The sequence below is a fragment of the Nocardia sputorum genome, from assembly GCF_027924405.1.
GTDB classification, from domain to species: domain Bacteria; phylum Actinomycetota; class Actinomycetes; order Mycobacteriales; family Mycobacteriaceae; genus Nocardia; species Nocardia sputorum.
In genome coordinates this window covers 4,279,934-4,304,615 of sequence record NZ_AP026978.1, presented here as the reverse complement: position 1 = coordinate 4,304,615, position 24,682 = coordinate 4,279,934, and the positions used below count along the sequence as shown (strand labels likewise).

At 68.0% G+C, this 24,682-nt stretch carries 22 protein-coding genes; 13 read left to right on the top strand and 9 right to left on the bottom strand.

Annotated elements, in window-relative coordinates:
• Positions 1-84: 84 nt before the first annotated feature.
• Positions 85-504 carry a hypothetical protein gene (locus tag QMG86_RS19370; protein WP_281873831.1) on the bottom strand — a complete coding sequence of 140 codons (420 nt, stop codon included), beginning with the start codon at positions 502-504 and terminating at the stop codon, positions 85-87.
• 349 nt (positions 505-853) lie between these two features.
• Entirely contained in the window at positions 854-1,270 is a 417-nt protein-coding gene (locus tag QMG86_RS19365) for a hypothetical protein (RefSeq protein ID WP_281873829.1), read from the bottom strand.
• Between the two features lie 174 nt (positions 1,271-1,444).
• Here QMG86_RS19365 and QMG86_RS19360 point away from each other — a divergent pair, with 174 nt between their 5' ends.
• Both QMG86_RS19360 and QMG86_RS19355 read left to right on the top strand, forming a co-directional pair.
• Positions 1,445-1,852: a TIGR03668 family PPOX class F420-dependent oxidoreductase gene (locus tag QMG86_RS19360; RefSeq protein ID WP_281881032.1), complete on the top strand. Its 408-nt coding sequence runs from the start codon at positions 1,445-1,447 to the stop codon at positions 1,850-1,852.
• A gap of 95 nt (positions 1,853-1,947) precedes the next feature.
• Positions 1,948-2,379, top strand: a complete 432-nt coding sequence (locus QMG86_RS19355) for a nitroreductase/quinone reductase family protein (protein ID WP_281873827.1) — start codon at positions 1,948-1,950, stop codon at positions 2,377-2,379.
• 130 nt (positions 2,380-2,509) lie between these two features.
• On the opposite strand, the gene QMG86_RS19350 is transcribed toward QMG86_RS19355, so the two are convergent.
• The 4 genes from QMG86_RS19350 to pruA all read right to left on the bottom strand — a co-directional run bounded on the left by QMG86_RS19350 (position 2,510) and on the right by pruA (position 8,432).
• The gene (locus QMG86_RS19350) at positions 2,510-3,919 is read right to left on the bottom strand and encodes an amidase (protein WP_281873825.1); all 1,410 of its coding nucleotides are present in this window, start codon (positions 3,917-3,919) and stop codon (positions 2,510-2,512) included.
• Positions 3,920-4,030: 111 nt separating this feature from the next.
• A complete protein-coding gene (locus QMG86_RS19345; RefSeq protein WP_281873823.1) occupies positions 4,031-5,476 on the bottom strand; it encodes an amino acid permease in 1,446 nt (481 codons plus the stop codon).
• A 359-nt stretch (positions 5,477-5,835) separates the two neighbouring features.
• Complete coding sequence (locus QMG86_RS19340; RefSeq protein WP_281873822.1) at positions 5,836-6,795, bottom strand: proline dehydrogenase family protein; 960 nt, start codon at positions 6,793-6,795, stop codon at positions 5,836-5,838.
• Entirely contained in the window at positions 6,795-8,432 is a 1,638-nt protein-coding gene (gene pruA, locus QMG86_RS19335; protein ID WP_281873820.1) for an L-glutamate gamma-semialdehyde dehydrogenase, read from the bottom strand. The genes QMG86_RS19340 and pruA overlap by 1 nt, the downstream gene beginning before the upstream one ends.
• A gap of 125 nt (positions 8,433-8,557) precedes the next feature.
• Here pruA and QMG86_RS19330 point away from each other — a divergent pair, with 125 nt between their 5' ends.
• The 4 genes from QMG86_RS19330 (at position 8,558) to QMG86_RS19315 (ending at position 13,916) form a co-directional block, all read left to right on the top strand.
• Positions 8,558-9,808: a PucR family transcriptional regulator gene (locus QMG86_RS19330; RefSeq protein WP_350356335.1), complete on the top strand. Its 1,251-nt coding sequence runs from the start codon at positions 8,558-8,560 to the stop codon at positions 9,806-9,808.
• Positions 9,809-10,044: 236 nt separating this feature from the next.
• Positions 10,045-10,653, top strand: coding sequence for a type VII secretion system-associated protein (locus QMG86_RS19325; protein WP_350356334.1), 609 nt, complete (start codon positions 10,045-10,047; stop codon positions 10,651-10,653).
• A 26-nt stretch (positions 10,654-10,679) separates the two neighbouring features.
• Entirely contained in the window at positions 10,680-11,528 is an 849-nt protein-coding gene (locus QMG86_RS19320) for a hypothetical protein (RefSeq protein WP_281873817.1), read from the top strand.
• Between the two features lie 384 nt (positions 11,529-11,912).
• Complete coding sequence (locus QMG86_RS19315; protein ID WP_281873816.1) at positions 11,913-13,916, top strand: serine/threonine-protein kinase; 2,004 nt, start codon at positions 11,913-11,915, stop codon at positions 13,914-13,916.
• 123 nt (positions 13,917-14,039) lie between these two features.
• Here QMG86_RS19315 and QMG86_RS19310 read toward each other — a convergent pair whose 3' ends face one another.
• Positions 14,040-16,451, bottom strand: coding sequence for a M48 family metalloprotease (locus QMG86_RS19310; protein ID WP_281873814.1), 2,412 nt, complete (start codon positions 16,449-16,451; stop codon positions 14,040-14,042).
• Complete coding sequence (locus QMG86_RS19305; protein WP_281873812.1) at positions 16,452-16,955, bottom strand: hypothetical protein; 504 nt, start codon at positions 16,953-16,955, stop codon at positions 16,452-16,454.
• A gap of 253 nt (positions 16,956-17,208) precedes the next feature.
• Here QMG86_RS19305 and QMG86_RS19300 point away from each other — a divergent pair, with 253 nt between their 5' ends.
• The 4 genes from QMG86_RS19300 (at position 17,209) to QMG86_RS19285 (ending at position 19,886) form a co-directional block, all read left to right on the top strand.
• The gene (locus QMG86_RS19300; RefSeq protein ID WP_281873811.1) at positions 17,209-17,655 is read left to right on the top strand and encodes an ester cyclase; all 447 of its coding nucleotides are present in this window, start codon (positions 17,209-17,211) and stop codon (positions 17,653-17,655) included.
• Between the two features lies 1 nt (position 17,656).
• Positions 17,657-18,133: a DUF3237 domain-containing protein gene (locus tag QMG86_RS19295; RefSeq protein ID WP_281873809.1), complete on the top strand. Its 477-nt coding sequence runs from the start codon at positions 17,657-17,659 to the stop codon at positions 18,131-18,133.
• Between the two features lie 101 nt (positions 18,134-18,234).
• Positions 18,235-19,035, top strand: coding sequence for a MerR family transcriptional regulator (locus QMG86_RS19290; RefSeq protein ID WP_281873808.1), 801 nt, complete (start codon positions 18,235-18,237; stop codon positions 19,033-19,035).
• On the top strand, positions 19,032-19,886 hold the full coding sequence (locus tag QMG86_RS19285) for a hypothetical protein (protein WP_281873807.1): 855 nt from the start codon (positions 19,032-19,034) through the stop codon (positions 19,884-19,886). The genes QMG86_RS19290 and QMG86_RS19285 overlap by 4 nt, the downstream gene beginning before the upstream one ends.
• A gap of 185 nt (positions 19,887-20,071) precedes the next feature.
• Here QMG86_RS19285 and QMG86_RS19280 read toward each other — a convergent pair whose 3' ends face one another.
• Positions 20,072-20,476: a helix-turn-helix domain-containing protein gene (locus QMG86_RS19280; protein ID WP_281873806.1), complete on the bottom strand. Its 405-nt coding sequence runs from the start codon at positions 20,474-20,476 to the stop codon at positions 20,072-20,074.
• A 302-nt stretch (positions 20,477-20,778) separates the two neighbouring features.
• Between QMG86_RS19280 and QMG86_RS19275 the strand changes: the two genes are divergently transcribed.
• From QMG86_RS19275 to QMG86_RS19265, 3 genes are all read left to right on the top strand, one after another.
• Positions 20,779-20,931 (top strand): hypothetical protein, encoded by a 153-nt coding sequence (locus QMG86_RS19275; RefSeq protein WP_159839920.1) that lies wholly within the window; start codon positions 20,779-20,781, stop codon positions 20,929-20,931.
• A 119-nt stretch (positions 20,932-21,050) separates the two neighbouring features.
• Positions 21,051-23,699 (top strand): lantibiotic dehydratase, encoded by a 2,649-nt coding sequence (locus QMG86_RS19270; RefSeq protein WP_281873804.1) that lies wholly within the window; start codon positions 21,051-21,053, stop codon positions 23,697-23,699.
• Positions 23,696-24,664, top strand: a complete 969-nt coding sequence (locus tag QMG86_RS19265) for a lantibiotic dehydratase C-terminal domain-containing protein (protein WP_281873802.1) — start codon at positions 23,696-23,698, stop codon at positions 24,662-24,664. The genes QMG86_RS19270 and QMG86_RS19265 overlap by 4 nt, the downstream gene beginning before the upstream one ends.
• The last annotated feature ends 18 nt before the right edge of the window (positions 24,665-24,682 follow it).

Sequence of the window (24,682 nt, the reverse complement as noted above, 5' to 3'; positions counted from 1 at the left end):
TGCATCATCGCCAACCCCGCAGCCGACGACATCAGCTTTTTGGACGGGCCCTCCCATGCAGCCGAAATGCACTGCCACAGGGCACTAATCGTGTCCACCCGACGACCGTTGGTCTCTGAAAGCAAGCAGTGGCTGAACTCCGCTCGTGCCGATGTCGGTCGTATCTGGGGTGAATCGAGTCTCAACGGTCCAGTTGACGTGATCGGGAACGGGAATCGGCTCGGCGTAGATCTCGCGGCCGTCGACGATGGACTCGCCGAGGATATCGATGGTTTCCAGGCTCTCCAGACGCCAGACGACCCGCGCGGAGTCTCCGGGCGCTCCACCCATGTAGTCCTGCTCGCGGGATCTGGCGATCTCCAAGGCTTTGGCGATGGCATCGTCCGGGTCATCCTGAGCCTGGAAGACGAACACCGAGCGATGCATACTCGGTGGGTTAGTGGCGGAATCGCGGTCAAGAATGATCGCGTAGTTTGCCGCGCACGAGTACCAGATCCGAGCCATTGATTCAACTCTCTTCCTGCCATTCCTTGCGACGTGCAACCGGTGCTCCCTGGCCCTCATCCGCCGTTTACGGGTGCCGCCGCACCATCCCCCGCGGGATGGACTTGTCACGAACGCCCAGGCGCAACTGAGCCGCCCATACCCACAGTCCTGCCACCTCGCTACTCACCAGAAATCCCCCCTCTACCTCTACCTGGACTCCCACCCTCGCGCCAGGGAGGTGGTATTCGAAATTTGGCTTATCGGCGTGCCAGGTAGCCGCGGCGGTGAGCGGTGGGCGCGCCCGGGCGGTGTGGCCGGCCCGCCGGACTTCCCGGGCCGGGGGCCGAAACCGAGCCGCTGTCGTCGATCAGAGTTGCGCGGTCTGCTCGCACGGAGGCAGGCCGTCGGCCTGGCGGAGCACTTCGGCGACGGACTCCAGGTACAACAGCGTCCGCAGCGACACGCCGTTCACGGCTTGGCCCAGGCGGCGCAGCGCCGAATTGTCCAGGTGCGCGATTACTTCGGCGTCGTCGGCCCGGTCCGGGCCGGGATCGAAGACGAAATAGCTGGGGTCGAGCCCGAAGACATGAGCCAGCCCGGCGCGGGCCTGCTCCGGCAGCGCGGTGAGCTCTCCGCGCCGGACTTTCGCCAGGTGACCTGGCTCCAAGTCGTACCCGGCCGCGGTCACCCAGGTCTCGACCGTATCGTCGGCGAGCGGGCGTCCGTGCGCACGCTCCCACATTTCGAACGCTAGGTTCAGCCGAGCAGTGATATCGATGTCCACGACCGCCTCCACTTTTTGGCGACATAGCCTCTGACGGGTCACACGTTGACTCGACCGTAGCGTGGGAGTAGTAGATCGCCGTGATTTCACGGCAAATGTCCGGTTGCATAGGGGAGGTAACCGACTGGATCCCCGATTCACGGGGAAGGCGATGCCGAGGAGACGGGTGTGCTGCTGAGTTCCGAGGAGGCCCGCAAACGATTCGCGACCAGTCCGGTCGCGCGGTTGGCGACCGTTTCGGCGCGGCTGCGCCCGCACCTGGTGCCCATCGTGTTCGCCGTGGCCGGCGAGATCGTCTACACCAGTGTCGACGCGAAGCCGAAGACGACCACCGCGCTGCGCCGTCTGGACAACATCGCGGCGAACCCGGCGGTCGCCGTGCTCGTCGACAGCTACGACGACGACTGGACCCGGTTGTGGTGGGCCCGCGCGGACGGCGCGGCTCGTCTCGCCCACGGCGCCGAGGCGGAAGCGGCGATCCGCCGATTGACCGCGCGCTACCCCCAGTACGAGCGACAGCCGCCACCGGGACCGGTGATCGCCATCGAGGTGGCACGCTGGTCGGGATGGTCCGCGAGCTGAGCCGGCCGCGCCGGTTCCGGTACAGTCCGATTCGCCGCTTCCCGCCGCGGGAGACGGCGAGCCGGACCACCCGTCGAGTCGATCGTGAGGATCGCATGCCCTCGAATTTCGCGCTGAAGACCATGAATACGGTGCATCGCGCCCTGCTGAAACTCAGCTTCGGGAAGCTGGGCAACGATTTCTCCGGCATGCCGTCGCTGGAACTCACGACCACCGGCCGCAAGTCCGGGCGACCGCACTCGGTGATGCTCACGGCGCCGATCATCGACGACGACACTTATGTCGTCGTCGCCTCGCGCGGCGGCGACCCCGTGCACCCGGCGTGGTTCCTGAATCTGCGTGACAATCCGGATGTCGTCGTGTCGGTGCGGAGCGGGCCGAAGACGCCGATGACGGCTCGGGTGGCCACGCCGGAGGAGCGGGCGCAACTGTGGCCCCGGGTCACCGCCGCGCAGTCGGTGTACGCCGGGTATCAGACGAAGACCACGCGCGAGATCCCGCTTGTCCTGCTGACGCCGAAGCGGTGATACCAGCGCCCGGGCGGTGACGGTCAGGCTCGATAGTCGCGCAGCACCGGAGCTGCTCCGGAGAGGGGCGCGCGAGATACACGTCATCCCGACCGGCTTCCGCTCCCGCCGAGACGGGGCCCGCGTAGATCTACCCGGCTGGAGGGAGGACCGGGCGAGGCTGCGGACGCACCTGCTCGAGCTGTACGGCGATCGGGAGGATTCTCGTCTCGCCGTTCGTGGGGCCGACCAGCTGAACCGACAAGGGAAGCCCGTCGTCGCCGACACCGGCGGGCACCGAGGCGGCGGGATGGCCGGTGACGTTCCAGATCGCGGTGTAGGCGACCATCGGAACCGAGGCGAGCTGCGCGCGCACCGTGTTCGCCCCGTCGAGCACGCCGAGCAGCGGCGGGCGGATCGCGATGGTGGGCGTCAGCAGCAGGTCGCACTCGGCGAAGATCCGATCGGCTTTGCGCCGCACCGCCTCTCCGCGCCGGATCGCCCATTCGACGACCGGCCTGCGCGCCCAGGAGCCGACCGCGATCGTCTGCTTGGTGCGGCGTTCCAGCAGTTCCGGATGGTCCACCTCGGCCAATTCGGCGCGCACCCCGCCGAAGAACTGCGGAAAGAAAGCATGCGTGGAATCCGGGTAGTGCGGGTCGATCTCCGCCACCGTGTGGCCCAGTTCGGCGAGCAGTATCGCGGTGTCGCGGACGGCGCGCACATGCTGCGGATCCGGTCGCACCGACGGGATCGGCGATTTGACGCTGTAGCCGATGCGCAACGGCCGAGCCGGTCCGCGCGCCGCCGCTTCGAACGAGGTCGCCGGTTCCGGCGCCCGGAATCGGTCGGTGCGGGTGCTGCCGCGGATCACGTCGTAGACGACGGCGGAGTCCAGCACCCCGCGGGTCAGCGGCCCGGCGACACCCAGCGCCCACCACAGGTGCTCGTTCGGGGCAAGCGGCACTCGCCCGCGTTGCGGCTTGAGGCCGAACAATCCGCAGCACGCTGCCGGGATGCGAATCGACCCGCCCCCGTCGCCGCCGAGCGCGGCGGGCACCAGCCCGGCCGCCACCGCGGCGGCGGATCCGCCGCTGGATCCACCCGCGGAGCGGCTCGGGTCCCACGGATTGCGGGCCATGCCGAAGGTGCTGGACTCGGTGAACGGCCACTGCCCGAATTCCGGCATCGAGGTCTTGCCGACGATGACCGCCCCGGCCGCGCGCAGCCTGCGCACCGCCTCGGCGTCCGTCACGGCGGGCGTCGCGTTCGCCCTGGTGCCGAAGCTGGTCACCACGCCGGCGACGTCGAATTCGTCCTTCACCGCGACCGGAACCCCGTGCAACGGGCCCACCGTGCCGCCCGCCGCGCGTTCCCGGTCCCGCTCGACGGCCTCGGCCCTGGCCTCCTCCCGCAGGATGTGGGTGAAGGCGCCGAGGTCAGCGGCGGCATCGATCCCGTCGAGCGTCGCCTCGACCAACTCCTCCGCGGACAGCGCCCCCTGGGCCAGCAGTTCGCGCTGTTCGAGCACACCCGACGAAACGACCTCTCGCAGATCCATCCGCTCGTGCTCCTTCCGGGCTCGACGCCGATGCAGGCATTCCCGACCGTATGCAGTCGAGCAACCATTCCGCAATGGATACCGCTCGCGAACCTGTCCAAGGATGGGCGATCAGAAGGACGCGGGGCCCTCGGCCGCGGCGCGGCGGCCGCGCTCGAGCAGGGAATGGGTGCGCGAGTAGCCGAAGTAGACGACCAGGCCGACCACGAGCCAGATCACGAACCGCGCCCACGTCTCCCAGGGCAGCGACCAGATCAGGTACAGCGAGAACCCGATGCCGATCAGCGGCACGACCGGCATGAACGGCAGGCGGAACTCGCGCGGCTCGTCGGGACGGGTGCGCCGCAGCACGATCACGGCCACGGACACCACGATGAACGCCATCAGGATGCCGATATTGGTCAGCTCGGCGACCACGGTGATGTCCAGCAACCCGGCCATCAGCGCCGAGCCGATGCCGACGATCCAGGTCACCCGGGTAGGCACCTTGCGAACCGGATGGGTCTTGGCGAACCACGCGGGCAACAGCCCGTCGCGGCTCATGGCAAACCAGACCCGGGTGACGCCGAGCATGAAGGTGAGCACCACGGTGACGATGCCGACGATGGCGCCGACCGCGATGATGTTCGCCACGCCCGGTTGCCCGACCGACTCGAAGGCGGTGGAGAACCCGCTGGTCGGACTGATCTCGGTGTACTTCTGCATGCCGGTCAGCACCAGGGTGGCCAGCACGTAGAGCACCATGGCGATGGCCAGCGAATAGATGATCGCCTTCGGCAGGTGCTTCTTGCCGTCGGTGGACTCCTCGGCGGCGGTGCTCATCGCGTCGTAGCCGAACACGGCGAAGAAGACGGTGGCCGCGCCCGTCCACACCGCGCCCGTGCCGAACGGGAAGTACGGGGTGTAGTTCGAGCTGTCGATGTGGAACACGCCGAGCGCGATGATCAGCACGACCAGCGCGACCTTGATGCCGACCGCGACGGTCTCGAACCGGCCGACGCTGCGGATGCCGCGCGAGAGCAGCCACGCCGTGCCGAGGCAGAACAGCACGGCGAACACGTCGACGACGTGACCCTCGCCGGTGCCCGCAGCGCCCAGCATCCAATCCGGCAGCGTGATGTCGACCTGTTCCAGCAGGAACTTGAAGTACCCGGAGACCCCGATGGCGACGACCGCCGCGACCGCGACGTACTCCAGCAGCAGATCCCAGCCGATGAACCAGCCCGCGATCTCGCCGAGCGACACGTACCCGTAGGTGTAGGCGGATCCGGCCTTGGGCACCATCCCGGCGAACTCGGCATAGCACAGCGCGGCCGCGGCGCTGGCCACGCCCGCGATGAGGAACGAGATCAGTACCGAAGGCCCGGTGACCGAGTGCGCCACCGCACCGGCCAGGGTGAAGATGCCCGCGCCGATGATGCCGCCGACGCCGATCGCGGTGAGCTGCCACAATCCGAGCGACCGCGACAGTTGCTCGTCGGCCGCGGCGGCTTCGTCCTCGACCTCGCCGAGCGGCTTGCGGCGCGTCATCTGGGCGCGTAATTGCGCGAGGGACATGCGACTCCTGTGCTTGTTTCCAGCGCCTGCGGCGCTGGGTGTTCGCGGTCCTCTTGTGGCTCGCGTGTGCGCGACCGCCGCTTGCTCCTTCGTCGCCTACGCGACGGCCGCGCAAACGCGAGCCGGGCCACGAACGGCGGATGCTCGGTCTCGCTTCGCTCGAAACCGTATGTTCGCAAGTATGGTCGCGTGGCGTCGCGAGTTGCGGCGAAAGCGTGCCAATGCTGGTGATCCGGTTCCGGTGTGCGACCCCCGGCCGCAAGTCCACCTCCGGCGGCCGATCGCTGGAAGCACGGCCACGTCACCGGCGTCTGTGGTCACTTTGCGACTGGATCCGGTTTTCCCGGACCGGGTAGCGCTCAGCGGTCGCGGCCGAAGGAGCGCAGGAAGAAGGCGATATTGGCCGGGCGTTCGGCCAACCTGCGCATGAAATAGCCGTACCACTGGTCTCCGTAGGGCACGTAGACCCGCAGCGCGTGGCCCGCTGCGGCCAGGCGACGCTGTTCGGCGTCGCGGATGCCGTGCAACATCTGGAACTCGAAATCGCCGGATTTGCGACCGCTTTCCCATACGTGGCGCAGCGCCGCATCGATCAACGCCGGGTCGTGCGTGGCGACCATCGGGTAGCCCTTGCCCTCCATCAGCACCCGCAAGCAGCGCAGATACGACTCGTCCACCGCGGAGCGGCTCTGGTAGGCCACCGACGCGGGTTCGCGATAGGCGCCTTTGCACAACCGGATCCGTGATCCGGGGCCTGCGAAGGTCCGGCAGTCCTCCTCGGTGCGCTTCAGATAGGCCTGCAGGACGGTGCCCAGCCACGGGAAGTCCAGCCGCAGTTCACGCACGATCGACAGCGTCGAGTCGGTGGTGGTGTGGTCCTCGGCGTCCACGGTCACCCAGATCCCGGCCGCCTTCGCCGCCGTGCAGATCTCGTAGGCGTGTTCGCGGGCGATGGCGTACCCGTTCTGCGGAAGCGACTGGCCCAGGGCGGAGAGCTTGAGCGACACCTCCAGCCGCGGCACCGTGGTCTCCTCCGCGGCGCGCAGCTCCGCCAGCGCCGACAGCAGCCGCAAATAATGCGCCACGGTTCCGCGGGCGTGGTCGAGATCGGTGGTGTCCTCGCCGAGGTAGTCGATGGTCACGCAGCGGCTGGAGCCGAGCAATGCCGAGGCCGTGGCGACCGCGTCGCTCTCGGTCTCACCCGCGACGAACCGGTCGACCAGCTTCTTGGTGGTGGCGGCGCGGGTGATCGCGCGCTCCACGCGCGGGGAACGGGAGGCCGCCAGCAGGGCGGGCCGCAGCAGTCCGGAGAAGGCCATCACAACTCCTGGTGCGGGTAGCGGTGGTCGGTCGCGGGAACGAAGGTTTCCTTGATCGTGCGAGCGGAGGTCCAGCGCAGCAGGTTCTGTGCCGAGCCTGCCTTGTCGTTGGTGCCGGACGCGCGCGACCCGCCGAACGGCTGCTGGCCGACGACCGCGCCGGTGGGTTTGTCGTTGACGTAGAGGTTGCCCGCCGCGAAGCGCAACCGGTCGAGGGCCGTGCCGATCGCCGCGCGGTCCCGGGCGATGACCGCGCCGGTCAAGCCGTAGGGCGAGCCCCGGTCGATGAGATCGAGCGTGGCCTCGAACGAGCCCCGGGCGGAATCGTCGTAGACGTGCACGGCCAGGATCGGGCCGAAGTACTCGGTGCGGAATGCCTCGTCACCCGGGTCGTCGCCGAGCAGGACGGTGGGCTCGACGAAGTAGCCGACGCTGTCGTCGGCGTGGCCGCCCGTGGCGATGGTCAAGCCGGGGGTCGCCTTGGCGCGCGTGAGGGCGTCCGCGTTCTTGGCGAAGGCCCGCCGATCGATGAGCGCCCCGCCGAAGTGACCGAAGTCGGTGATATCGCCGTAACTGAGCGCGGCCACCCGGTCGATGAACTCGCGGCCCATCCGGTTCCACACCGACCGGGGGAGGAACGCGCGCGAGGCGGCCGAGCACTTCTGGCCTTGGTAGTCGAACGCGCCGCGGATCAGGGCCGTGGTCAGCACCTCGGGATCGGCGGAGCTGTGCGCCACGACGAAGTCCTTGCCGCCGGTCTCGCCGACCAGGCGCGGGTAGGCGTCGTAGCGGTCGAGATTCGCCGCGACGGTGCGCCAGAGGTGCCGGAAGGTCGCGGTGGAGCCGGTGAAATGGATGCCCGCGAGCCGGTGATCGGCCAGCGCTACTCGCGAGACCTCGGGGCCCGCGCCGTGCACCATGTTGATCACCCCGGGCGGCAGGCCCGCCGCCTCCAGCAGTCGCATCGTCCAGTACGCCGCCACCGACTGGGTGATCGCCGGTTTCCACACGACGGTGTTGCCCATCAGCGCGGGCGCGGTGGGCAGGTTGCCCGCGATGGCGGAGAAGTTGAACGGCGTGATCGCGTAGACGAACCCTTCGAGCGGGCGGTAGTCCATCCGATTCCACACCCCGGGGACCGACAGCGGCTGGTCGGCGAGGATCCGGCGCGCGAAGTGCACGTTGAACCGCCAGAAGTCCACCAGCTCGCACGGGGTGTCGATCTCGGCCTGGTATGCGGTCTTGGATTGCCCCAACATCGTTGCCGCCGCGATGGTTTCGCGCCACGGACCGGCCAGCAGGTCCGCGGCGCGCAAGAAGACCGCGGCGCGCTCGGCGAAGGGCAGCGCCCGCCAGTCCGGCGCCGCGGCGGTCGCCGCCGCGATGGCGTCGTGGACCTCGCCCGGTCCGGCCGTGGTGAGCGTGCCGAGCACGGCGGCGTGCCGGTGCGGCTGCACCACCGCGACGCGCTCGCCCGAACCGTGGCGGTGCGCACCGCCGATGACGTGGGCGACGTCGGTCGGCGTCGCGGCGAGTTCGGCCAGCTTCACCCGTAGGCGCGCACGTTCCGCCGTGCCCGGCGCGAAGCTGCCCACCGGTTCGTTGACCGGCGGGGGCGGGGCCACGACCGCGTCCATGAGACCTCCTGGCATTAGATGATTTTTCGGTAGATGGAAGTCAACACCGGAAAACTGCCCGGAGAATGAGTCGATCGGACAAAGATGGGGCAAGTGCGTTGTCGAGTTGGCCGAAGGGCGGGAACGTGGGCGGGGATGCTGATCAGGGTGCCGCGGAGCTCGACCTGTTCGCGCTGGCACAGATGATCGCGGACGACGCGGACGGGATGGTGTCGATCGAGGACCCGTTGTCACATGTGCTCGCGTACTCGGCGTCCGACGAGAACGCCGACGAGTTGCGCGTGCGCTCGATTCTCGGCCGGGAGGGCCCGCGCGAATATCTGAGTCTGCTGCGGCAGTGGGGCGTGTTCGATCGGCTGCGTAACACCGACGAAGTCGTCGACGTGCCCGCGCACGTCGAGCTGAACATCAAGCGCAGGTTGGTGATCGGCATCCGCCGTCCCGCGGACGCGCAGGCGGCCGGCCCGCAGCTGCTCGGCGCGATCTGGCTGCAGCAGGGCGATCGGCCGTTCGCCCCGGACGCGGCCGAGATCCTGCGCGGCGCGGCGGCCATCGCGGCACGGCTGATCTCCCGGAGCCTTGACGCGCCCACCACCGAGACGCTGCTGATCCGGCGGCTGTTCGGCGCGGGCGGGCCCGCGATCGACGCCGCGGCGGTCGCGAACGCGCTGCGCCTACCGTCGACCGGTCCGGCGGCGGTGATCGGGTTCGCGCTCGCGGCGGGCGAGCGGGCGGCGGGCGCCGAGGCGGCTGCCATAGGCGGCGTTCTGCGATTGCGGGCGGGCGCTTTTCGCGGTGACTCCGTGACCACCACGATCGGTGACCGCGTCTACGTGCTGCTGCCCGGTTACCGCTCCGCGCAGGCGGTGACGGCGTGGACGCGCCAGCTGATCGACCAGTTCGAAGCCCAGCGCTCGCTGTCGCTGCGGGCGGCGATCGCCTGTCCGGTAACCGATCTCGGCCGGGTGGCCGACGCGCGCGCGGAAGTCGATCGGGTCCTGGACGGCAGCGGCGCGGCCACGCCCGCGAGCCGGGTGACCACCCTGGCCGAGGCGCGGACCGCCGTGCTGCTCGGTGAGGTGCTCGATCTCGTCGGATCGCGGGCGGAGCTGCACGATCCGCGGCTGCGCGCGCTGTTCGACTACGACCGCAAGCATTCCGCGAGCCTGCGCGACAGTGTCGAGACCTATCTGCGCGAACACGGCGACGTGCGCGCCGCCGCCGTGGCACTGTGCGTGCATCCGAACACGCTGCGCTACCGGCTTCGCCGCGTCGAGGACATCCTCGGCATGGACCTCGACGACCCCGCCGACCGCCTGCTGCTGGAGATCCAGCTCGCCCTGCACCGCCGCACACCCAAGGACCCCCCGACGTGACGGCAGCCGACCATCAGGCGTGCCGCACACACCGATGCGGACGATCTACCTATCGGCCCACGATCGAGGCGTGGCCGCCTCATGGGGGCGCACCATCGCCGGTGCCGAAAGAAATCGGGGATGCCGCCGTGACTTCGGCACGGGTAGCGTGACCGGATCGGAGTCGGCCCGTCACCTGACCCGCATCGACGTGGCCGCACAGGTTGTCCGGCAGTTCCGGACTACGCTGAGTCGCGATGTGGCTGGGCGGAGGCCTGAGTGAGGAAGAACCGCGGGGTTCGGGGACAGCGCTGGCGGGAGCAGTGATGGATCGTTCGGAGTCGGGAACCGTCAGGCAGGGTGACTGGTTCGTCCTGACGTCACCGGCGTGGGAGCCGAACGAGTCGGAGCAATCGCCCCCGCCTCGGACGATCGTCGGACGCTGGAAGATAGGCGCCGACGGACGGGTAGGACCGTTCGAACCGAACCCCGCGTATCTGCCGCCCGACGAACAGTCGCCGACCGATCCGCTGGACGCGTTGCTTCATCTGATCCATGCCGGGGACGCGGACGCCGGCGCCGAACTCGTGCCGACCTTGCGGCAGTCGGTGGTGGAGATCGGTTGCGACGAACACGGCCGGCCGGTCATCGACAAGGCACCGGACGATGTGCCCTGTGTCCTCGTCGTTACTGCGCACGCGCAGAAGTTCGGCCCGCCGGTGCAGCGGTGGCTCCGGCTGGTGGGGGATGAGTTGCCTGCCGTCATACCGCCGGGCGTCGACATCCTTCTCAATGCCAACGGTCGTGCGGCGTTCCGGCTGCGGGCCGAAGCTCTGCACCGCGACGGGTCGGCAACGCGGGATTAGCGATGCTGTCCGCTAAATGGAAGTGGGTGGCGGAGCGGCTCGCCCTGCAATTGCGGCACGCGGGCGAGGGCCTGTCCAGGCGGGTCCCGGGAGATGAGCTGCGCGAAGCGGTCAGTCGCTACGTGGAGACCGATTCCGCCGAGGCGTTACGGTTCCATCCGTTCTTCCAGACGATTGATCCCGCGACGATCGACCCGAAAGACGTGGAGTCCGTTCGCCTGATCGGCCGCATGGGATCGTTCCAGGACGAATTCCGGACGATTGTCGACCTAGGAGTTGCGTTCCCCCTGTCGAAAGAGGACGCCAGGAGGTACAAGGCATGGGCGGGAGCGGACTCCATGGATATGTTCCGGTCTTTCTACTACGAGCTCGGCGAGTACAAGGAGAATTACGGTGTGACGTCCGGGTCGCAGCCTCGAGTGCCCTGGGCTGTGCCGTTCCGTGACAAGCCGCCAGTCCTGGCCATCAACGCCAGTCTTGCGTCACCGCGGCTCGACGACATCGACGCAGCGCCGGTCGACAATGTCCTCCTGCAAGTGCGCGCGGGCCGCAAGCGGGAGACCGTCGCCGTCGGTGAAGCCGACTACGCCCGCATCCTGGCTGGAAACAAGTATTTCCAACGGGCTGTCGAGCAGAACGGCGGGACGGTGGCCTTGCTGTCTCACGCGCCGCTCTCCGATGTGGGCGCCCGCGCGGCCAAGATTCTGCATTCCGAGGCCGGAGTGACCGAAGTCCACGCCAACACCGGCTACCTGGAACTAGGGCAAAGCGGGGAGGGTATGGGCCCCGGTACGGCCAGGTCCGCCGATTTGAAGGTGCACAGTTCGGACGGACAGTCGCCGTGGGCACTGCACAAACCGGGGGCACCACCCTGACGTTCGGTAATGATCGAGGATGTTCGCCCGGTGGCAGCGGAGCCGCCATGGCTCGAATCCCGGGGAATACCGGCACTCGCCTCCGGTCGTCGCGGTGCCCGCCTATCGGGAAGGCGGGCGACGAGGGCGGCACCCGTTGCGGGTGGTCTGAAGACGCGTGAAAGACGCCTCTTGGCACCGCGGCGCCGTTCGGCTGCGACCGCGCCGACAGGCCAGGGACCTGCGCCGACGCGAATCGGCGGTTGACCGGCCCGCTGCGCGATACGCCTGCCGAAGGGATCGCCGCGGCCTACAGTTGAGCGCAGAACCCGGGTCACGGCCCCGGGAAGGCGTTCGGCTCGGTCCGCGCCGGACACCCTCCGGGTCCCCGTCACGGAGGACGAGATGACGACGCGACGTCAGACGCTCGAGGTGGGGTCGCGATTCGGGCCGTACCGCCTGGATCGCCTGATCGGTCGTGGCGGCATGGGGGAAGTGTTCGAGGCCTACGACACCGTCAAGGACCGCACCATCGCCCTGAAGGTGCTGCCCGAGCGGCTGCACGACGATCCGGTGTTCCGGGAACGGTTCCGGCGCGAATCGCATGTCGCGGCGCGTTTGCAGGAACCGCACATCATCCCGATCCACGATTACGGCGAGATCGACGGCCGGCTCTTCATCGATATGCGCCTGGTCGGTGGCGACAGCCTGCGCGCGCTGCTGACCGAGCGGGCGCCGCTGGAGCCGGAGCGGGCGGTCGCGATCATCCGGCAGGTCGCCGCGGCACTGGACGCCGCACACGCCGACGGTTTGGTGCACCGCGACATCAAGCCGGACAACATCCTGCTCACCGCGGACGGCTTCGCCTACCTGGTGGACTTCGGGATCGCGCAGTCGGCCACGGGGCAGAGCCTCACCAGCACCGGTTCGGCGATCGGATCGTTCCACTACATGGCACCGGAGCGGTTCCACTCCCGCGCCGTGACCCCCGCCGCCGACGTCTATGCCCTGACCTGCGTGCTGTACGAATGCCTCACCGGTTCGCGGCCGTTCCCGAAGGACACCGAAGCCCAGATCATCTCCGCGCACCTGTTCGAGCCGCCGCCGCGCCCGCACGAGTGCCGTCCCGGACTGCCCGCCCGATTGGACGAGGTGATCGCGCGCGGCATGGCCAAGGATCCGCAGGCCCGGTACGCCACGGCAGGAGAGCTCGGCGCGGCCGCGCAGGCGGCGGTCGCCTCGAGCCGCTCACCGGAGACGCCGACGGAGCCGGAGGACAAAGGTCCGCCGACCACAGCGGGCCCGCCAGGGGACCGATCGGGCGCGACGACCGGCCCGCGCAGCCGGGACGGCGGCCGACCCCGCCGCCGACGGGTGCTTCGCGTGCTCGCCTTGCTGGGCGTCGTCCTTCTGGCCGCCGCGCTCGGCTTGCTCGGCTGGGAGTCGACCCGGCCCACCACCGGCGCCGCGGTTCCCGACGCGAGCGCGCCCGACGGCCCGGACATCGACCTGCTGTCCCTGGTGGGCCCGTCTGGTTACAAACGCGCCAACTGTGTGCACGAGAACCCCGCTTCGCCGACCGTCGCCGTGGTGTTCTGCGCCGCGAATCCGGCCGCGAGCGATCCCGCCGCGCGGTTCCTACGGTTTCGCACCGTCGACCAGTTGCGCGGCTACATCTCCTCCTTGCTGACCGGTCTGCAGGGACGAAATTGCCCCGGAGATCCGCCGGGGCAGGATGGACCGATGCTGCGCGACGGCGCGGAAGTCGGCCGCAAATCGTGTTTCCTGAGCAAGGTGGACGATCCCGCCGCGCCGCGCCCGGCGCTGCTGGTGACGGACGAGCAGGCGTTGGCCGCCGCGGTGTACCTCTGGGATCCGGCCGACCAGCGGTACCGCGATTATGTGGCCGCACGCAACGGTTTCGGGTTTCGTACTCCCGACACCGCCCGGGATCCGGACTATTTCACCCAGGCCGATCGTGCGGTGCTGAACCACCTGGCCGGTGATTTCGGTCCGGCCAATTGCCGCCACGCCGATCCGCCGCCCGGCCCGGTGGACGCGATGCTGGCCTGCGGCACGAAGGCCGGGTTCCCAGCGGCGGAATTCTTCGGCTTCCCGGACCAGGAGTCCGCGATGTACCTGTACGAGGCGAACCGCGGCCAGTTCTCGGGGCATGTGTGCGGCAGCGGCGACCCGGGTGACGACGCCTGGCGACAGAACGGCAACGTCCTCGGCCGCTTCTTCTGCTACCCGAACACCGATCCCGCACTGGGACCCAGTTGCCTGTTCGTGGTCCACCAGAAGTTCGCTATCGCCGGGCATTTCTGCACGTTGCGCGCCGATCATCCGGATCAGGGACCGAAGAACGAAGCCGACCTGACGGCGTGGTTCCACCGGTACTTCGGCTAGTGCGTCGACCATGACTGTTCGCAGCGAACGCCGCAACGCTGGGGCCGGTCACGAATCCGCACGACCGCCGCCTGACCGGCAAAAGTTCGTGGTCAACGCACTCACCCGCGGATGGACCAGTCCCTACCGGTCGCGTGCGGCGTCGGCTTCGGTCTCTTTCGGGATCGTCCGCCACATGGGCGCCGGACGCGCGCCCTGCCGGTGCAGTTCCAGCAGGCGCGGCCGGGCACGGGCCCAGAACAGGCGGACGATCCTGCCTTGTGCCTCGGCTGCTCCGACCACCGGGCGTGTCGATTCGGCGCTCGTCACCAGAAGCTCACCCAGCCGTTGCTTTCGCACGTCCGAGGGCGGATGGGAACCGAGTTGACGAGCCTCCTCCGCGCCGGTCTCCAGCAGCGACAACGCGCGATCCATCACGTCCACGACATCGAAGTACAAGCCGATACCCAGGAAGGCGCCTACCAGGTCGACGTTGTCGGCATCGCCGAAACCGGCTGTCGCGAGAATGCCCAAGCTGATCTCGTCGGCCAGCAGCTCCTGTTGCCAGGAGTGCGTGAGTGATTCGACATCGGGGACCGGCAGCATTTCCGCGCGCGGCGTCGCTGCACGGGCGTGCACCAGAAGGTGCGCGTACGCGTGCCCCAGGACGAAACGGAGGAGGGAATCACGCAGGTCCGCGGCGAAGTCGAGCTGACCACCCGGCAGCCCGCCGAGTGCGTGGCCGACGACGCTGCCGGTCATGGCGTAAGCGCTGACGATCTCGGCGAAGCGCGCGGCGAGCATCGGCTCGGCATCCAGTCGCTCGGCCGCTGCGGACTCGTCGAAGACGAAGCTGGTTCTGCCGTTCTCATCCGCGCGCCGCTGCGGCAGAGCCGACAGGACCGCTTCGCCGAACTTGAACGCGAACAGCGCCAACTCGTCTTCGATGAGCATCAGGCAGGTGCCCCGAGCGTCCCAATGGCCCGGCACGGGTGCGAGCACCGCGTCGAGCCGACCCGTCCGGAGGTGGCCGACGAGCGGGCGGGGGAATTCGGCCACCTCGGCCCGCAACGCGCTCTCGGTCCAGTCCAGCACCTCGGAGAACAGGTCGCCCATGTCCCGCGGATCGCGACCCAGATGCACCGTCGCCGCGCGCGGATCGTCGGCTCGCTCGACGCGGAGAAAGCGATCCAGTTCGGTTCCCAGAGCGGCCGGGTCGACTCGAGCGCGGGCGCCGAGCAGGGCGTCGGTCCGCGCCAGCAGATTTCGGTAGTAGTGCGACGCGGCCTCATCGGGGTGTAGCGACCCCGGATCGAGCGGGGGCTCGGTTGCCGGCACTTCTTTCGGGATGGTTCGCCAGGTACGGGCCGGTCGCACGCCACGCTCGCGGAGGTCGAGCAGGCGCGGTCGCGTGCGCTCCCACAGCAGGCGCACGACGTCCGCTTGCACCTCGGCGTTTCTCAGCGCCGCCCGAAACCGTTCGGCCTTCTCCCGCTCGTCCGTGCCGTCGGCGCGAGCCAGCTGCTCGAGCGACTCCCGCAATCGTCGCCTGCGCAGATAGGACGGTGGGTGCGAGCCCAGCTGGCGGACGTTCTCGTCGCCGGTTTCCAGGAGGGACACCGCGCGATCCATGACGTCCAGGGCATCGAAGAACAGGCTGATGCCCAGAAAACTCAACTCGACCGGATATTCGCCGGTGCAGTTGAGCGCCAGGCCCATGCCGATGAAGTCGGCTTCGAGCTCCTGCTTCCACGAGTAGGTCAGCGTGCCGACATCGTCGATCGGCAGGACGCCTCGGCTCGACGCCGTCTTGTGCAGATGGCCGAGCAGGATGTGCCCGTATTCGTGGCCGATCACGAAGTTTTCCAGGGACTGTCCCAACATGTTCGCGAAGTTGAGGTAGCCCGGCGGCAGCATGGGATAGGACTCGGTCCGATCGAACCGGCCGGTCACGGCGTAACCGGTGACGGCGTCGACGAAACGAGCGAGGACATCCGGATCGGACTCGATCCGCTCGGTCACGGCGGACACGCCGAGCCGATAGTCGTGCAGATGTCCGTCGTGCACGGGGCCGCGCGGGATCGCCCAGGCGACCGCCGCGCTCAGCTTGTGCCAGAACTGCTCCATCTGGTCCTCGACGAGCACCAGGTAGGCATCCGAACGGCCCGGCGTCAGCGTGCAGACGGCATTGAGCTGCCCGGTTCGCAGCGGACGCACCAACGGGCGCCCGCCGACCCGGGCCAAGCCGTCCGGGAACATGGTCGGTATGGCCGCTTCGATCCGGTCCTGGATTCTGCTCAGCTGCTCGACTTCGATCTCGTCGCGGCCCGCGCGACCGCGCATGAACTGGGCGACCACCCGCTCCGCCTCGGCCCGTATTTCCGGGGTGACCTCGGGGGCCGCGTAGTCCCGCAGGATCCGTTCGAGGAGTTCCGTAGCCAGGGCCTGGAATTCGGCCAGGTCGGCTCCGGCGAGATCGCCGGGCTCGGGCTCCTCCAGTGCCGCCCGCAGCTGCTCGTAATACCGCTGTGCTGCTCGCTGGGCGTCACCGTGCACCTATGCGCCGCCCTCGGGAGCCGGATCGCCATCAATCGTCTCGACCGCGATGTCCGCCGTCTCTATAGCGATGTCCGCGCCGAACCTCTCGGTCACCGTTCGAGTGACCTCCTCCGCGCTGCCGCCGCTGGAAAGCAACTGCGGCAGGGTCGATACCACTTTGCCGAACATGCCTTCCGGCTCCCTGACCTCCACGGTCACCTTGCCGTCGACGGTGACGATCACGACGGTGCCGTACACGACATCCGGGGTGCGGTAGAACGCTTTCGGGGCGCCCGGCCGCAGGTCGATCACCTGACCGCCTTTGCGCTGCTCCAAGATGTGCAAGACCGCGCCGACGGCGGCCGCCGCACCGATCAGCAGCAGGGTCACGGTCGTGACCGGCTCGATCCCGCGGCGCGGGAACTCCTGCACCTCGACGCCGTGGGCCGCTGCCAGCGCGCGAGCCGACGGCACATCCCACGGGTCCAGGACGACGGCCTGCGTCCGCGACGGCTCGTTCACCGAAATTCCCCCTGCGCGAAAAGAATCGAGTCGAATTATCAGCGTGCCATATCTCGGTGTTCTGCGCGACCTCGCCGCACGTCGAGTTCACCGAGCACTTCGAGCTGATCGCCGAACTCACCCCTGGCACAGGTGCTTCGGCGCGGAGTAGTCGCCGTCTTCGGGATTTCCGGGCCAACGCTCGTCTCCGAGCCGAACGCTCGGGTCGTGCTCGCATGTAGACAATAAATACGGTCGAACGTATAGTTAAGTCATGGGCGGTGGTTGGATGATGGACCTGGCGACGGAACTCGCGGTGGTCAAAAGCAGGCAGGACGTCACTGCGGCGTTGCGGCTCATGCACGACGAAATGGTCTTGGAAGCACCGGCGTTCGGGACGGTGGCGCGCGGGCTGGACGCGAACGAGGCGGCGTTACGAACCTTCTTCGCCTCGTTTCCGGACTACGACGTCCAGCTGGGCGGGAACGCAGCCGACGGGGAGACGCTGGCCTGCTGGGGCACGGTGCGAATGACCATGACGGGCAACAGATTCGGCGTCGAGCCGAACGGCCGGCGGGCGGAGCTACCGGTGTTCCTTCGCTTCGCGTTCGCCGACGGGCTGATCGCAGGAGAGTACTTCCATTTCGACCTGTCGGAGCTGTGCGCCCAATCGGGCGTCTCCACCGACGCGGTACGGCAGAAGCTGTTCGGAGGGAGATGACATGGACGCACGGGTCGAGGACATCGCCGGGATCGAGACCAGGCAGCTGTTCGACGTCGTGGTGGATCTGGCGCCGCCGCTGAACATCGGACGGGGCCGGGTACTGTTCGGTGCGGTAGGCGGGTCCTTCGAAGGTCCGAAGCTACGCGGCGCGGTGTTGCCGGGCGGCGGCGATTGGGCGACGTTCCGGCAGGACGGGAGCATGACGCTCGATGTCCGGCTGACCTTGCGCACCGACGACGACGCCCTGGTGCAGATGACCTACGGTGGACGGTGGACCATTCCGGAATCGGTGCGCGACCGGATGGGGAATCCGGCCACGCGACATCTCGTCGATCCCGGAAGCTACTACTTCCGCACCACCCCGGTGTTCGAAACCGGCGCTCGAGACTATCGGTGGCTCAACGATGTCGTGTGCGTCGGCTCGGGATATCCGGTCGAGGGCGGCATCGCCTATCGAGTCTTCGAGGTCGTCTGAACGGGCACCCGCCGTCCTCTGCACGCCGGATCGCACGGCGGTGCACCGGTGCGCGCACCTTCGCTTGACATTGTCGCGACGACAACGTTTTCACTGATGCCATGCGGATCAGAGAACTCGCCGACACGGTCGGCATCACCACCCGCGCCGTGCGGCACTACCACCGCATCGGACTGCTTCCGGAACCCCCGCGCCAACCCAACGGCTACCGTCGGTACTCCCTGCGCGACGCGGTCGAGCTCGCCCGCATCCGCAGGCTCACCGAGCTGGGATTGAGCCTGGACGAGGTCCGCGACGTCCTGGCCGAGGACGCGGGCAAGGACTTGGTGGAGGTGCTCGTCGAACTGGACGCCGACCTGGCGCGCCAAGAGGCGTCCCTCCGGCAGCGGCGCGCCCGCTTGGCGCAGCTGCTGCGGCAGGCGGAGGAGGGCGGCGGGCTGTCCGCCGACGCGCCGGTCTCCCCGGCGCTCGCCGCGCTGTTCGACGACATGGCCCGTGCCTGCGCCGGGCGTCCCGGGCCGGAGCCCGCGATGGCGGTCAAGGAACGTGAACTGTTGGCGCTGCTGGAGACCAGCGCACCGATCGGTGACGGTTGGCTCGACGGGATGGTGCGCGCGCTGAGGTCCGATCCGGCGGCCATGACGCGCGCGTACGAGATCTATGCCCAGCTCGACGAGCTGTCGGGAGTACCCGAGGACGATCCTCGGGTGGAGGAGGCAGCCCGGGCCGTTGTCGGCAGCATGCCGGACGGGATGCTGGAGGCGCTGCGTGTTCCTGGCGATCAGCAGCCGGAGACGACAGGCGGAAATGGTTTCGCGGAAGCGTTTTTCGCGGACTTCGCACCGGCGCAGGCGGCGGCGATGCGTCGCGTCATCGCATTGCTGCAGGAGCGGGGACGATGAAGGAGTTGCGGGCCCTGCGCCGGGCCGTGCGGTGGTCGTTCGCGGCGGTGCTGCCCGGCGAATCGGCGCTTGTCGTTTGCCTGGTGTCGGGGATCTCCCTCGCACCGCCCGTGCGGGTGGCCGTGGAGCTGTCGGTGTTCGCCGTGCTGACGGCCGCGGCCGCGCTGCTGGTCCTGGACTCCTACCGGCACCGCCGCGCCGCACTGACCTGGCGTCAGGCGGTCTCGGCTGCCGTCGCGGATCTGGTTCCCGCGGTCGTACGCAAGCTCATCGCGCACGAGTTCGCTCTCGTCACCAGCTTTCTGCGCTGGGTGATTCGTCGCGGGCCCCACGGTGTGCGCGACGGCGACGTGGCGGTGCCGTACGCCTCTGGGCAGGCGGCCGTCATGTACGGCTTCCTCGTCGTCTGTGTCGTGGAGACAGCGGCTCTCGCGTACGTCATCCCTTGGCCGCCGGTGCACGCGATCGTCCTCGTCGTCGACGTATGGGGCGTCTTCTTCGTCGTCGCGTTGCATGCCTCCTGTGTCGTGCGCCCGCACGTCGTCGGCGCCGACGGCTCGCTGCGGCTGCGTTACGGAGCGCTTCTCGACATCCACATCCCCGCTGAGCGCATCGCGTCCGTCCGCGTCCACCGCCGCTACCCCGACACCCGGCTGGCGGCCGTGGACGGCGACGCGGCGGATCTCGCCGTGTCCGGCCAGACAACGGTCACCGTGTCACTGACCGAACCGGTCACCTTCAGCCGGCCGTTGGGCAAGCCGGCGCAGGCTCGCACCTTCCGCTACTTCGCCGAGGACCCGGAATCCGCTGTCGCGCACCTCCGCGCCCGCGCGTCCCTCGACAGAACATGAACCGGAGTCTCCCCGCCTCGGCGCGGCTCCCGATAGGCGCTGCCGAGTCCTGTCCGGGGCGGCCGAACCTGTCCGGTGCGCCGGATGGCGAGCCGCTGATCGGAGCCTAGGGCGAGCGGACGCGAACGGCCGCCACTGCCGCGGCGTAGTTCGGCATGCAACCTCGAATCCGCACCTCGGCCAGCTCAGTCTCGAAGTCGCTGCCTGGCGAGGAGGAAAGCGACGAATTCGCGTACCTGACGGAAGTTTTCGGGGTTCAACTGTCGGAGTTCATCCTCCAGATCGGCCAGGTCGCTACTCGCGGGTTGGCGGGGTAACGACTCGGGCTCGGCGCTGTCGACGAAGTAAGCGGCCGGCACCCCGAGCGCCGCTGCGATCGCGCGCACAGCGGCCAGCGATGGGTTCTTACGACGGCCGTCCAGAAGCTGATACAGATACGGCTCCGACACGGGAGCGCCTGCCGCTCTCGTGCGTCGCGACAGTTCCTTCACGGTGATCCGCGCCTCGGGGTCGGTGGCCGACTGATCGAGGAGCACTCTCAGTCGCTCGGCGAAACCGGGTCTCTCTGTCGGATGTTCGTTGACCGGCATGTCATGTCCATTCTTGCGCAGGGCCTGTGATTCCCGAGACGTGGGCGCATCGGTCGGAGTTCGACAGCGGAAGCGTTCGCCGCGGTCGAATCCTAGGCGAGTGACCGCATGGGTGCCCGAAGTGATGTCCGGTCCTGCATCGCCGGGGGTTCCCAATCGGCGCTCTATGCTATAGCATATGAAATGTCATGCTATCGAATAGCAGCGGGGGCGGCAGAAGATCTGCAGCATGACGTAGCCAATGCCCACTCACGGCCCTGCCGTGTGTCACCGCTGCGGTAGACGCAAGAGGGGGTGAAATCATGCCCGCACACAACAACCTCAGCCGCCTGTCCGCCGATGTCGATCTCCTCGACGAGCTTCAGGTGGAGACCCTGACCAGCGACGCCGCGCCGCACGGCAGCCAGCCGGTCGCCTCGGTCGATGGAAACACCGGTGGCGGCTGCAGCTCGTAAGAGCAGCCGAGATCGAAGCCCGGTCCCGCTCGCGAAGCGGGACCGGGTCTGCCGACTTGCTACTTCTTCGTCACGGCACCGAGTACGAATTCCATCTGAGCGATGAGGACGGGGCGATCATGTCTTTCCAGGTGCGCGAACAACCTTCGAGGTCCACTCGAGGCGGAACCGCGACGCTTCGCCCACTGGCGATCGCCAGGATCGCGGCATTGCCTGCCGAGGCGCTCACCGGCCTCCGCTCGAACGCCACCTACGCTGCGCTCGCACAGATTCACGGCTTGCAAAGGGCGCTCACCGGCCGAGGTGTAGTGCTGGGCGACCAGCTGTACGAGGTCATAGGCGTGCTGCCCCCGAGCGACATTCGTCGTCGCCGACTCATCGGCCTGAGACGGTCGATTCACAATCAGCGACGACTCAGCGGGGACGAATGGAATCCGGAGCTTCGGACTGCGATTCCGGCGCGACTCGTGGCCGAGGTCGAGCTCTGGCAGCAAACGCTCGGTGAGCTGCATGATGCCCTCTCGAAACTGGAAAACACCGTCGCGGCGGAGCGGGAGCGGCTGAGCACGGTGCTTGCTCGACTGGCCGGCTACGACTGTGTTCGCCGCGGTATCGCGGCCAGCAGCGAGCCCCTTGCCGCCGAGGTCGAACTCTGGCTTGCCAGAGGCATAGCGCCCAAACGCCGTAAACTGGAACGCGTTTGCAAATTCGTCGTCCGTGCGGCGACGAAAACAACACTCTACAGTGGTTTCACCATTGCGGCGGAGGTCGATTGGACCGGCGACGCCACAGCATCTCCAGTCCAAAACCTCGCACCGGCTTTCGTCGTCGACCTGGAAGCCCGGCTGATCGGCTCGATCGCGGCAAGAGTAGCGGATCACCCGCGGGTCAGGCCGCACCTGACTGTGCGGGTCAACCCCACAGCGACCCGGGTCGGCGAGCACATCCTCCTTGTCACACAGCGGGAGGCGGTCGTCTCCGTTCGGGTGACTCCGCTGGTGGACGCCGTGGTATCCGAACTCGGTGCGACGCGCCCCGCACGTCCGCTCGACGCGGCAGTGCGGGATATGTCGAACCATCTCGGCATCGACCGCTCCAGCGCAGCCGCGCTCTTCGGCAAGCTCATCGATGCCGATGTGCTGATACTGGACGGCCCGGCAGCCGATACCACAGTGGACCCGGTCACGGCTCTGTCGTCGTGGTTGTCGGTACATCATCCCACTTGGGATTTGACCGCTGAGTTGCAAGCGCTGGCGCGGCTGCTCGCCAGTCCACCGGCCTCGGGTGACGTAATCGGTCATCGGCGATGGTCATACCGGACCGCCCAGTGTGTGGAAGCAATCCGCAACCGATTACACCTGCCGCCGATCGAGCCGGTGCTCACCTCGTCCCCGGTGCACGAAACAGCGGTGCTCGCAACGGCCGTACCGGCGTCGTCAGCGGAGTGGGACGAACCGTTGCACGATCTCCTAGCGGTGAACCGCGTTGTCACCGCTCTTGATCCGCTGACTGTCACCCGGGTCTGCGTACATGAGCTGTTGTGCGATGCCTTCGGTGATGATCGCAGTGTTCCCTTCGTCGAAGCGCACCTGCACCTGCAACAGATCCTGCAGCGAGGTGACATCGACAGTGCCGCCGAGGCGGACCTCCGGCTGATGGTCACAGCGCCGTCGATACGCAGTCAGGTCGACCTGCTGCTCCGCCCCGATACACCCTGGCAGCATCCGAGGCTGCGTCATATGCATTCAGTGCGCCAGCAGATGCTCGCCGCACTGCGCGCCGGGCAGACTCCCGGCGGCATCGAACTCTCGCCGGAGACGGTGTACGCCTCCGCGTCCCAATGGCCTGAAGAGATGGCTGGATCGGCGTCAGTGGCCTACTACGTCCAGCCGGACCACACGGGAGGCAAGTGCCGATTCGTGCTGAACGCAATCCACCCCGGGTGGGGGCGGAACCGCTCGCGTATCCACCACCTCCGTGAGCGCGCCGGGCACCATCCGCGGCCGCTGGTCAGCCCCGAGAACCCGGACGGCGTCGTCTTCGCGGAAATCGAAGGAATATTCGGAGCAGCATTCAATCAGTGCACTCCAGCGGCTCCGTACGCGATCGCCTACCCCGGCGTGACGCCGCGCCGCAGTGCCGAGCAGTGCATCCCGATGTCCGATCTGCAGATTCGGTTGGACGCCCGCCGGTTGACCCTGCACTCCGCTGCGCTGCGCACTCAGGTGCTTCCGGTCCACAACGGCATGATGGACACGCGGCTGCTGCCGTCCGCAGCGCGGACATTGTGTTTGTGGTTCGGCGCCTTCCACTCCTTTCGGGCATCCGTCGTCACGCCGTTCGCTCCCTTCGGCCGGGAGATCGCTCCCGGCGTGCGCCGGCATCCTCGAGTCAGCATCGGATCAGTGGTCCTTTGCCGGCAGGCGTGGGTCATCGATACCGGCCTCGTGCCGCGCCCCCACCGCACCGAAACCGACGCGCAATTCCTGCTCCGTCTGTCCGGTTGGCTGCACGAACTGGCGCTTCCCGAGCGGTTCTTCGTACGGGCATATCTCACGACCGAGCAGGTATTCGACAAGCGCCGCAAACCGTTGTACATCGACGTCCGCAATATCATCGCCGCCCTCGACGCCTTCCGGAATCTTCCCGATTCGCCGCAGATCGTTCTCGAGGAAGCCCTTCCAGATCCCCTGCCCCTGGCGAACTCTCAACTGCGGCACGTCATGGAGTACGTCATCGAACTCCCTACCGCTGGGCCCCGGCCATGACAAGCCGACTGTTCTCGGCAGATCGAACCGCGGCGTCATCGTGGGTCAGTGCGCACATCTTCTATCACGGCTCGTTGACCACGGTTCTCACCGATCTCGTCGCTCCACTCACCCAGGAGCTTTCGAGCGGTGGCTCGATCAGGGATTGGTTCTATCTCCGCTACTGGGATGGCGGTCCGCATGTGCGCTTGCGGCTGTTGCCTGCCCACGGCGTCGCTGCCGGCCCGATACGCCGCGGCGTTCTCTCCGCTGCGACTACCTTCTTCGAAGTCAACCCGTCGCGCACTCACTTGTCCCAGCGCGACTACCGCTCGTACGCGCACCGGCTCGCGGCCCGTGAAGGCGCGCAAACCTTCTCGGACACACTGTTTCCCAATCAATCGGTGCGGTTCATCGAGTACGCACGAGAACACGACAGGTACGGCACCGGACGAGCCATCGTCGCGGTCGAGCAGCATTTCGGCCGATCCAGCCGAATCGCGACAGCAATCGTGAGCGCCGCTCCGTCCGATGGGCAGCTCAACGCGGTCGCCTTGGTCGCGATTCTGCAGTCGTGGCTCGCCGCGACCCGCGACGCCACCAGCCTGCACGCATGGGCGGTGAACCATCCGTGGGATAGCTTCCGCCCTGTCGCCGCCGACTATGACGCACTGCTCCACGAACGGTACACCGGACAGCGGGGCAGGCTCATCGAGGTGGTTCGCGACGTCATCGCTGCCCCCGGCTCCACCCTTCCTCGCTGGTGGGACACCGTCACCGAACTCGCCGCCGACCTGACCGCGATAGAAGCCGCTGCACCACTGGAACTTCCGGTGTCCGCGACCACGTCATGCGCAGCCTTGCCGATCCTCGATGTCTGCGCGCACCTGTTTTGCAACCGCATCGGCGTGGCACCCCACGAGGAACATTATCTGCGACATCTGGTCCAGCGGTTGCTCGGCGAATTGGTGGGAGTTCGCTCGTGACGGCACCTTCTCCGGGAT

What these genes read in the sequence shown, in the direction of transcription:
- QMG86_RS19370 (WP_281873831.1), bottom strand. Translation starts at nt 504, where the DNA reads ATGGCTCGGATCTGGTACTCGTGCGCGGCAAACTACGCGATCATTCTT.
- QMG86_RS19355 (WP_281873827.1), top strand. Translation starts at nt 1,948, where the DNA reads ATGCCCTCGAATTTCGCGCTGAAGACCATGAATACGGTGCATCGCGCC.
- QMG86_RS19350 (WP_281873825.1), bottom strand. Translation starts at nt 3,919, where the DNA reads ATGGATCTGCGAGAGGTCGTTTCGTCGGGTGTGCTCGAACAGCGCGAA.
- QMG86_RS19345 (WP_281873823.1), bottom strand. Translation starts at nt 5,476, where the DNA reads ATGTCCCTCGCGCAATTACGCGCCCAGATGACGCGCCGCAAGCCGCTC.
- QMG86_RS19340 (WP_281873822.1), bottom strand. Translation starts at nt 6,795, where the DNA reads ATGGCCTTCTCCGGACTGCTGCGGCCCGCCCTGCTGGCGGCCTCCCGT.
- pruA (WP_281873820.1), bottom strand. Translation starts at nt 8,432, where the DNA reads ATGGACGCGGTCGTGGCCCCGCCCCCGCCGGTCAACGAACCGGTGGGC.
- QMG86_RS19325 (WP_350356334.1), top strand. Translation starts at nt 10,045, where the DNA reads ATGTGGCTGGGCGGAGGCCTGAGTGAGGAAGAACCGCGGGGTTCGGGG.
- QMG86_RS19315 (WP_281873816.1), top strand. Translation starts at nt 11,913, where the DNA reads ATGACGACGCGACGTCAGACGCTCGAGGTGGGGTCGCGATTCGGGCCG.
- QMG86_RS19300 (WP_281873811.1), top strand. Translation starts at nt 17,209, where the DNA reads ATGGGCGGTGGTTGGATGATGGACCTGGCGACGGAACTCGCGGTGGTC.
- QMG86_RS19295 (WP_281873809.1), top strand. Translation starts at nt 17,657, where the DNA reads ATGGACGCACGGGTCGAGGACATCGCCGGGATCGAGACCAGGCAGCTG.
- QMG86_RS19290 (WP_281873808.1), top strand. Translation starts at nt 18,235, where the DNA reads ATGCGGATCAGAGAACTCGCCGACACGGTCGGCATCACCACCCGCGCC.
- QMG86_RS19285 (WP_281873807.1), top strand. Translation starts at nt 19,032, where the DNA reads ATGAAGGAGTTGCGGGCCCTGCGCCGGGCCGTGCGGTGGTCGTTCGCG.
- QMG86_RS19280 (WP_281873806.1), bottom strand. Translation starts at nt 20,476, where the DNA reads ATGCCGGTCAACGAACATCCGACAGAGAGACCCGGTTTCGCCGAGCGA.
- QMG86_RS19275 (WP_159839920.1), top strand. Translation starts at nt 20,779, where the DNA reads ATGCCCGCACACAACAACCTCAGCCGCCTGTCCGCCGATGTCGATCTC.
- QMG86_RS19270 (WP_281873804.1), top strand. Translation starts at nt 21,051, where the DNA reads ATGTCTTTCCAGGTGCGCGAACAACCTTCGAGGTCCACTCGAGGCGGA.
- QMG86_RS19265 (WP_281873802.1), top strand. Translation starts at nt 23,696, where the DNA reads ATGACAAGCCGACTGTTCTCGGCAGATCGAACCGCGGCGTCATCGTGG.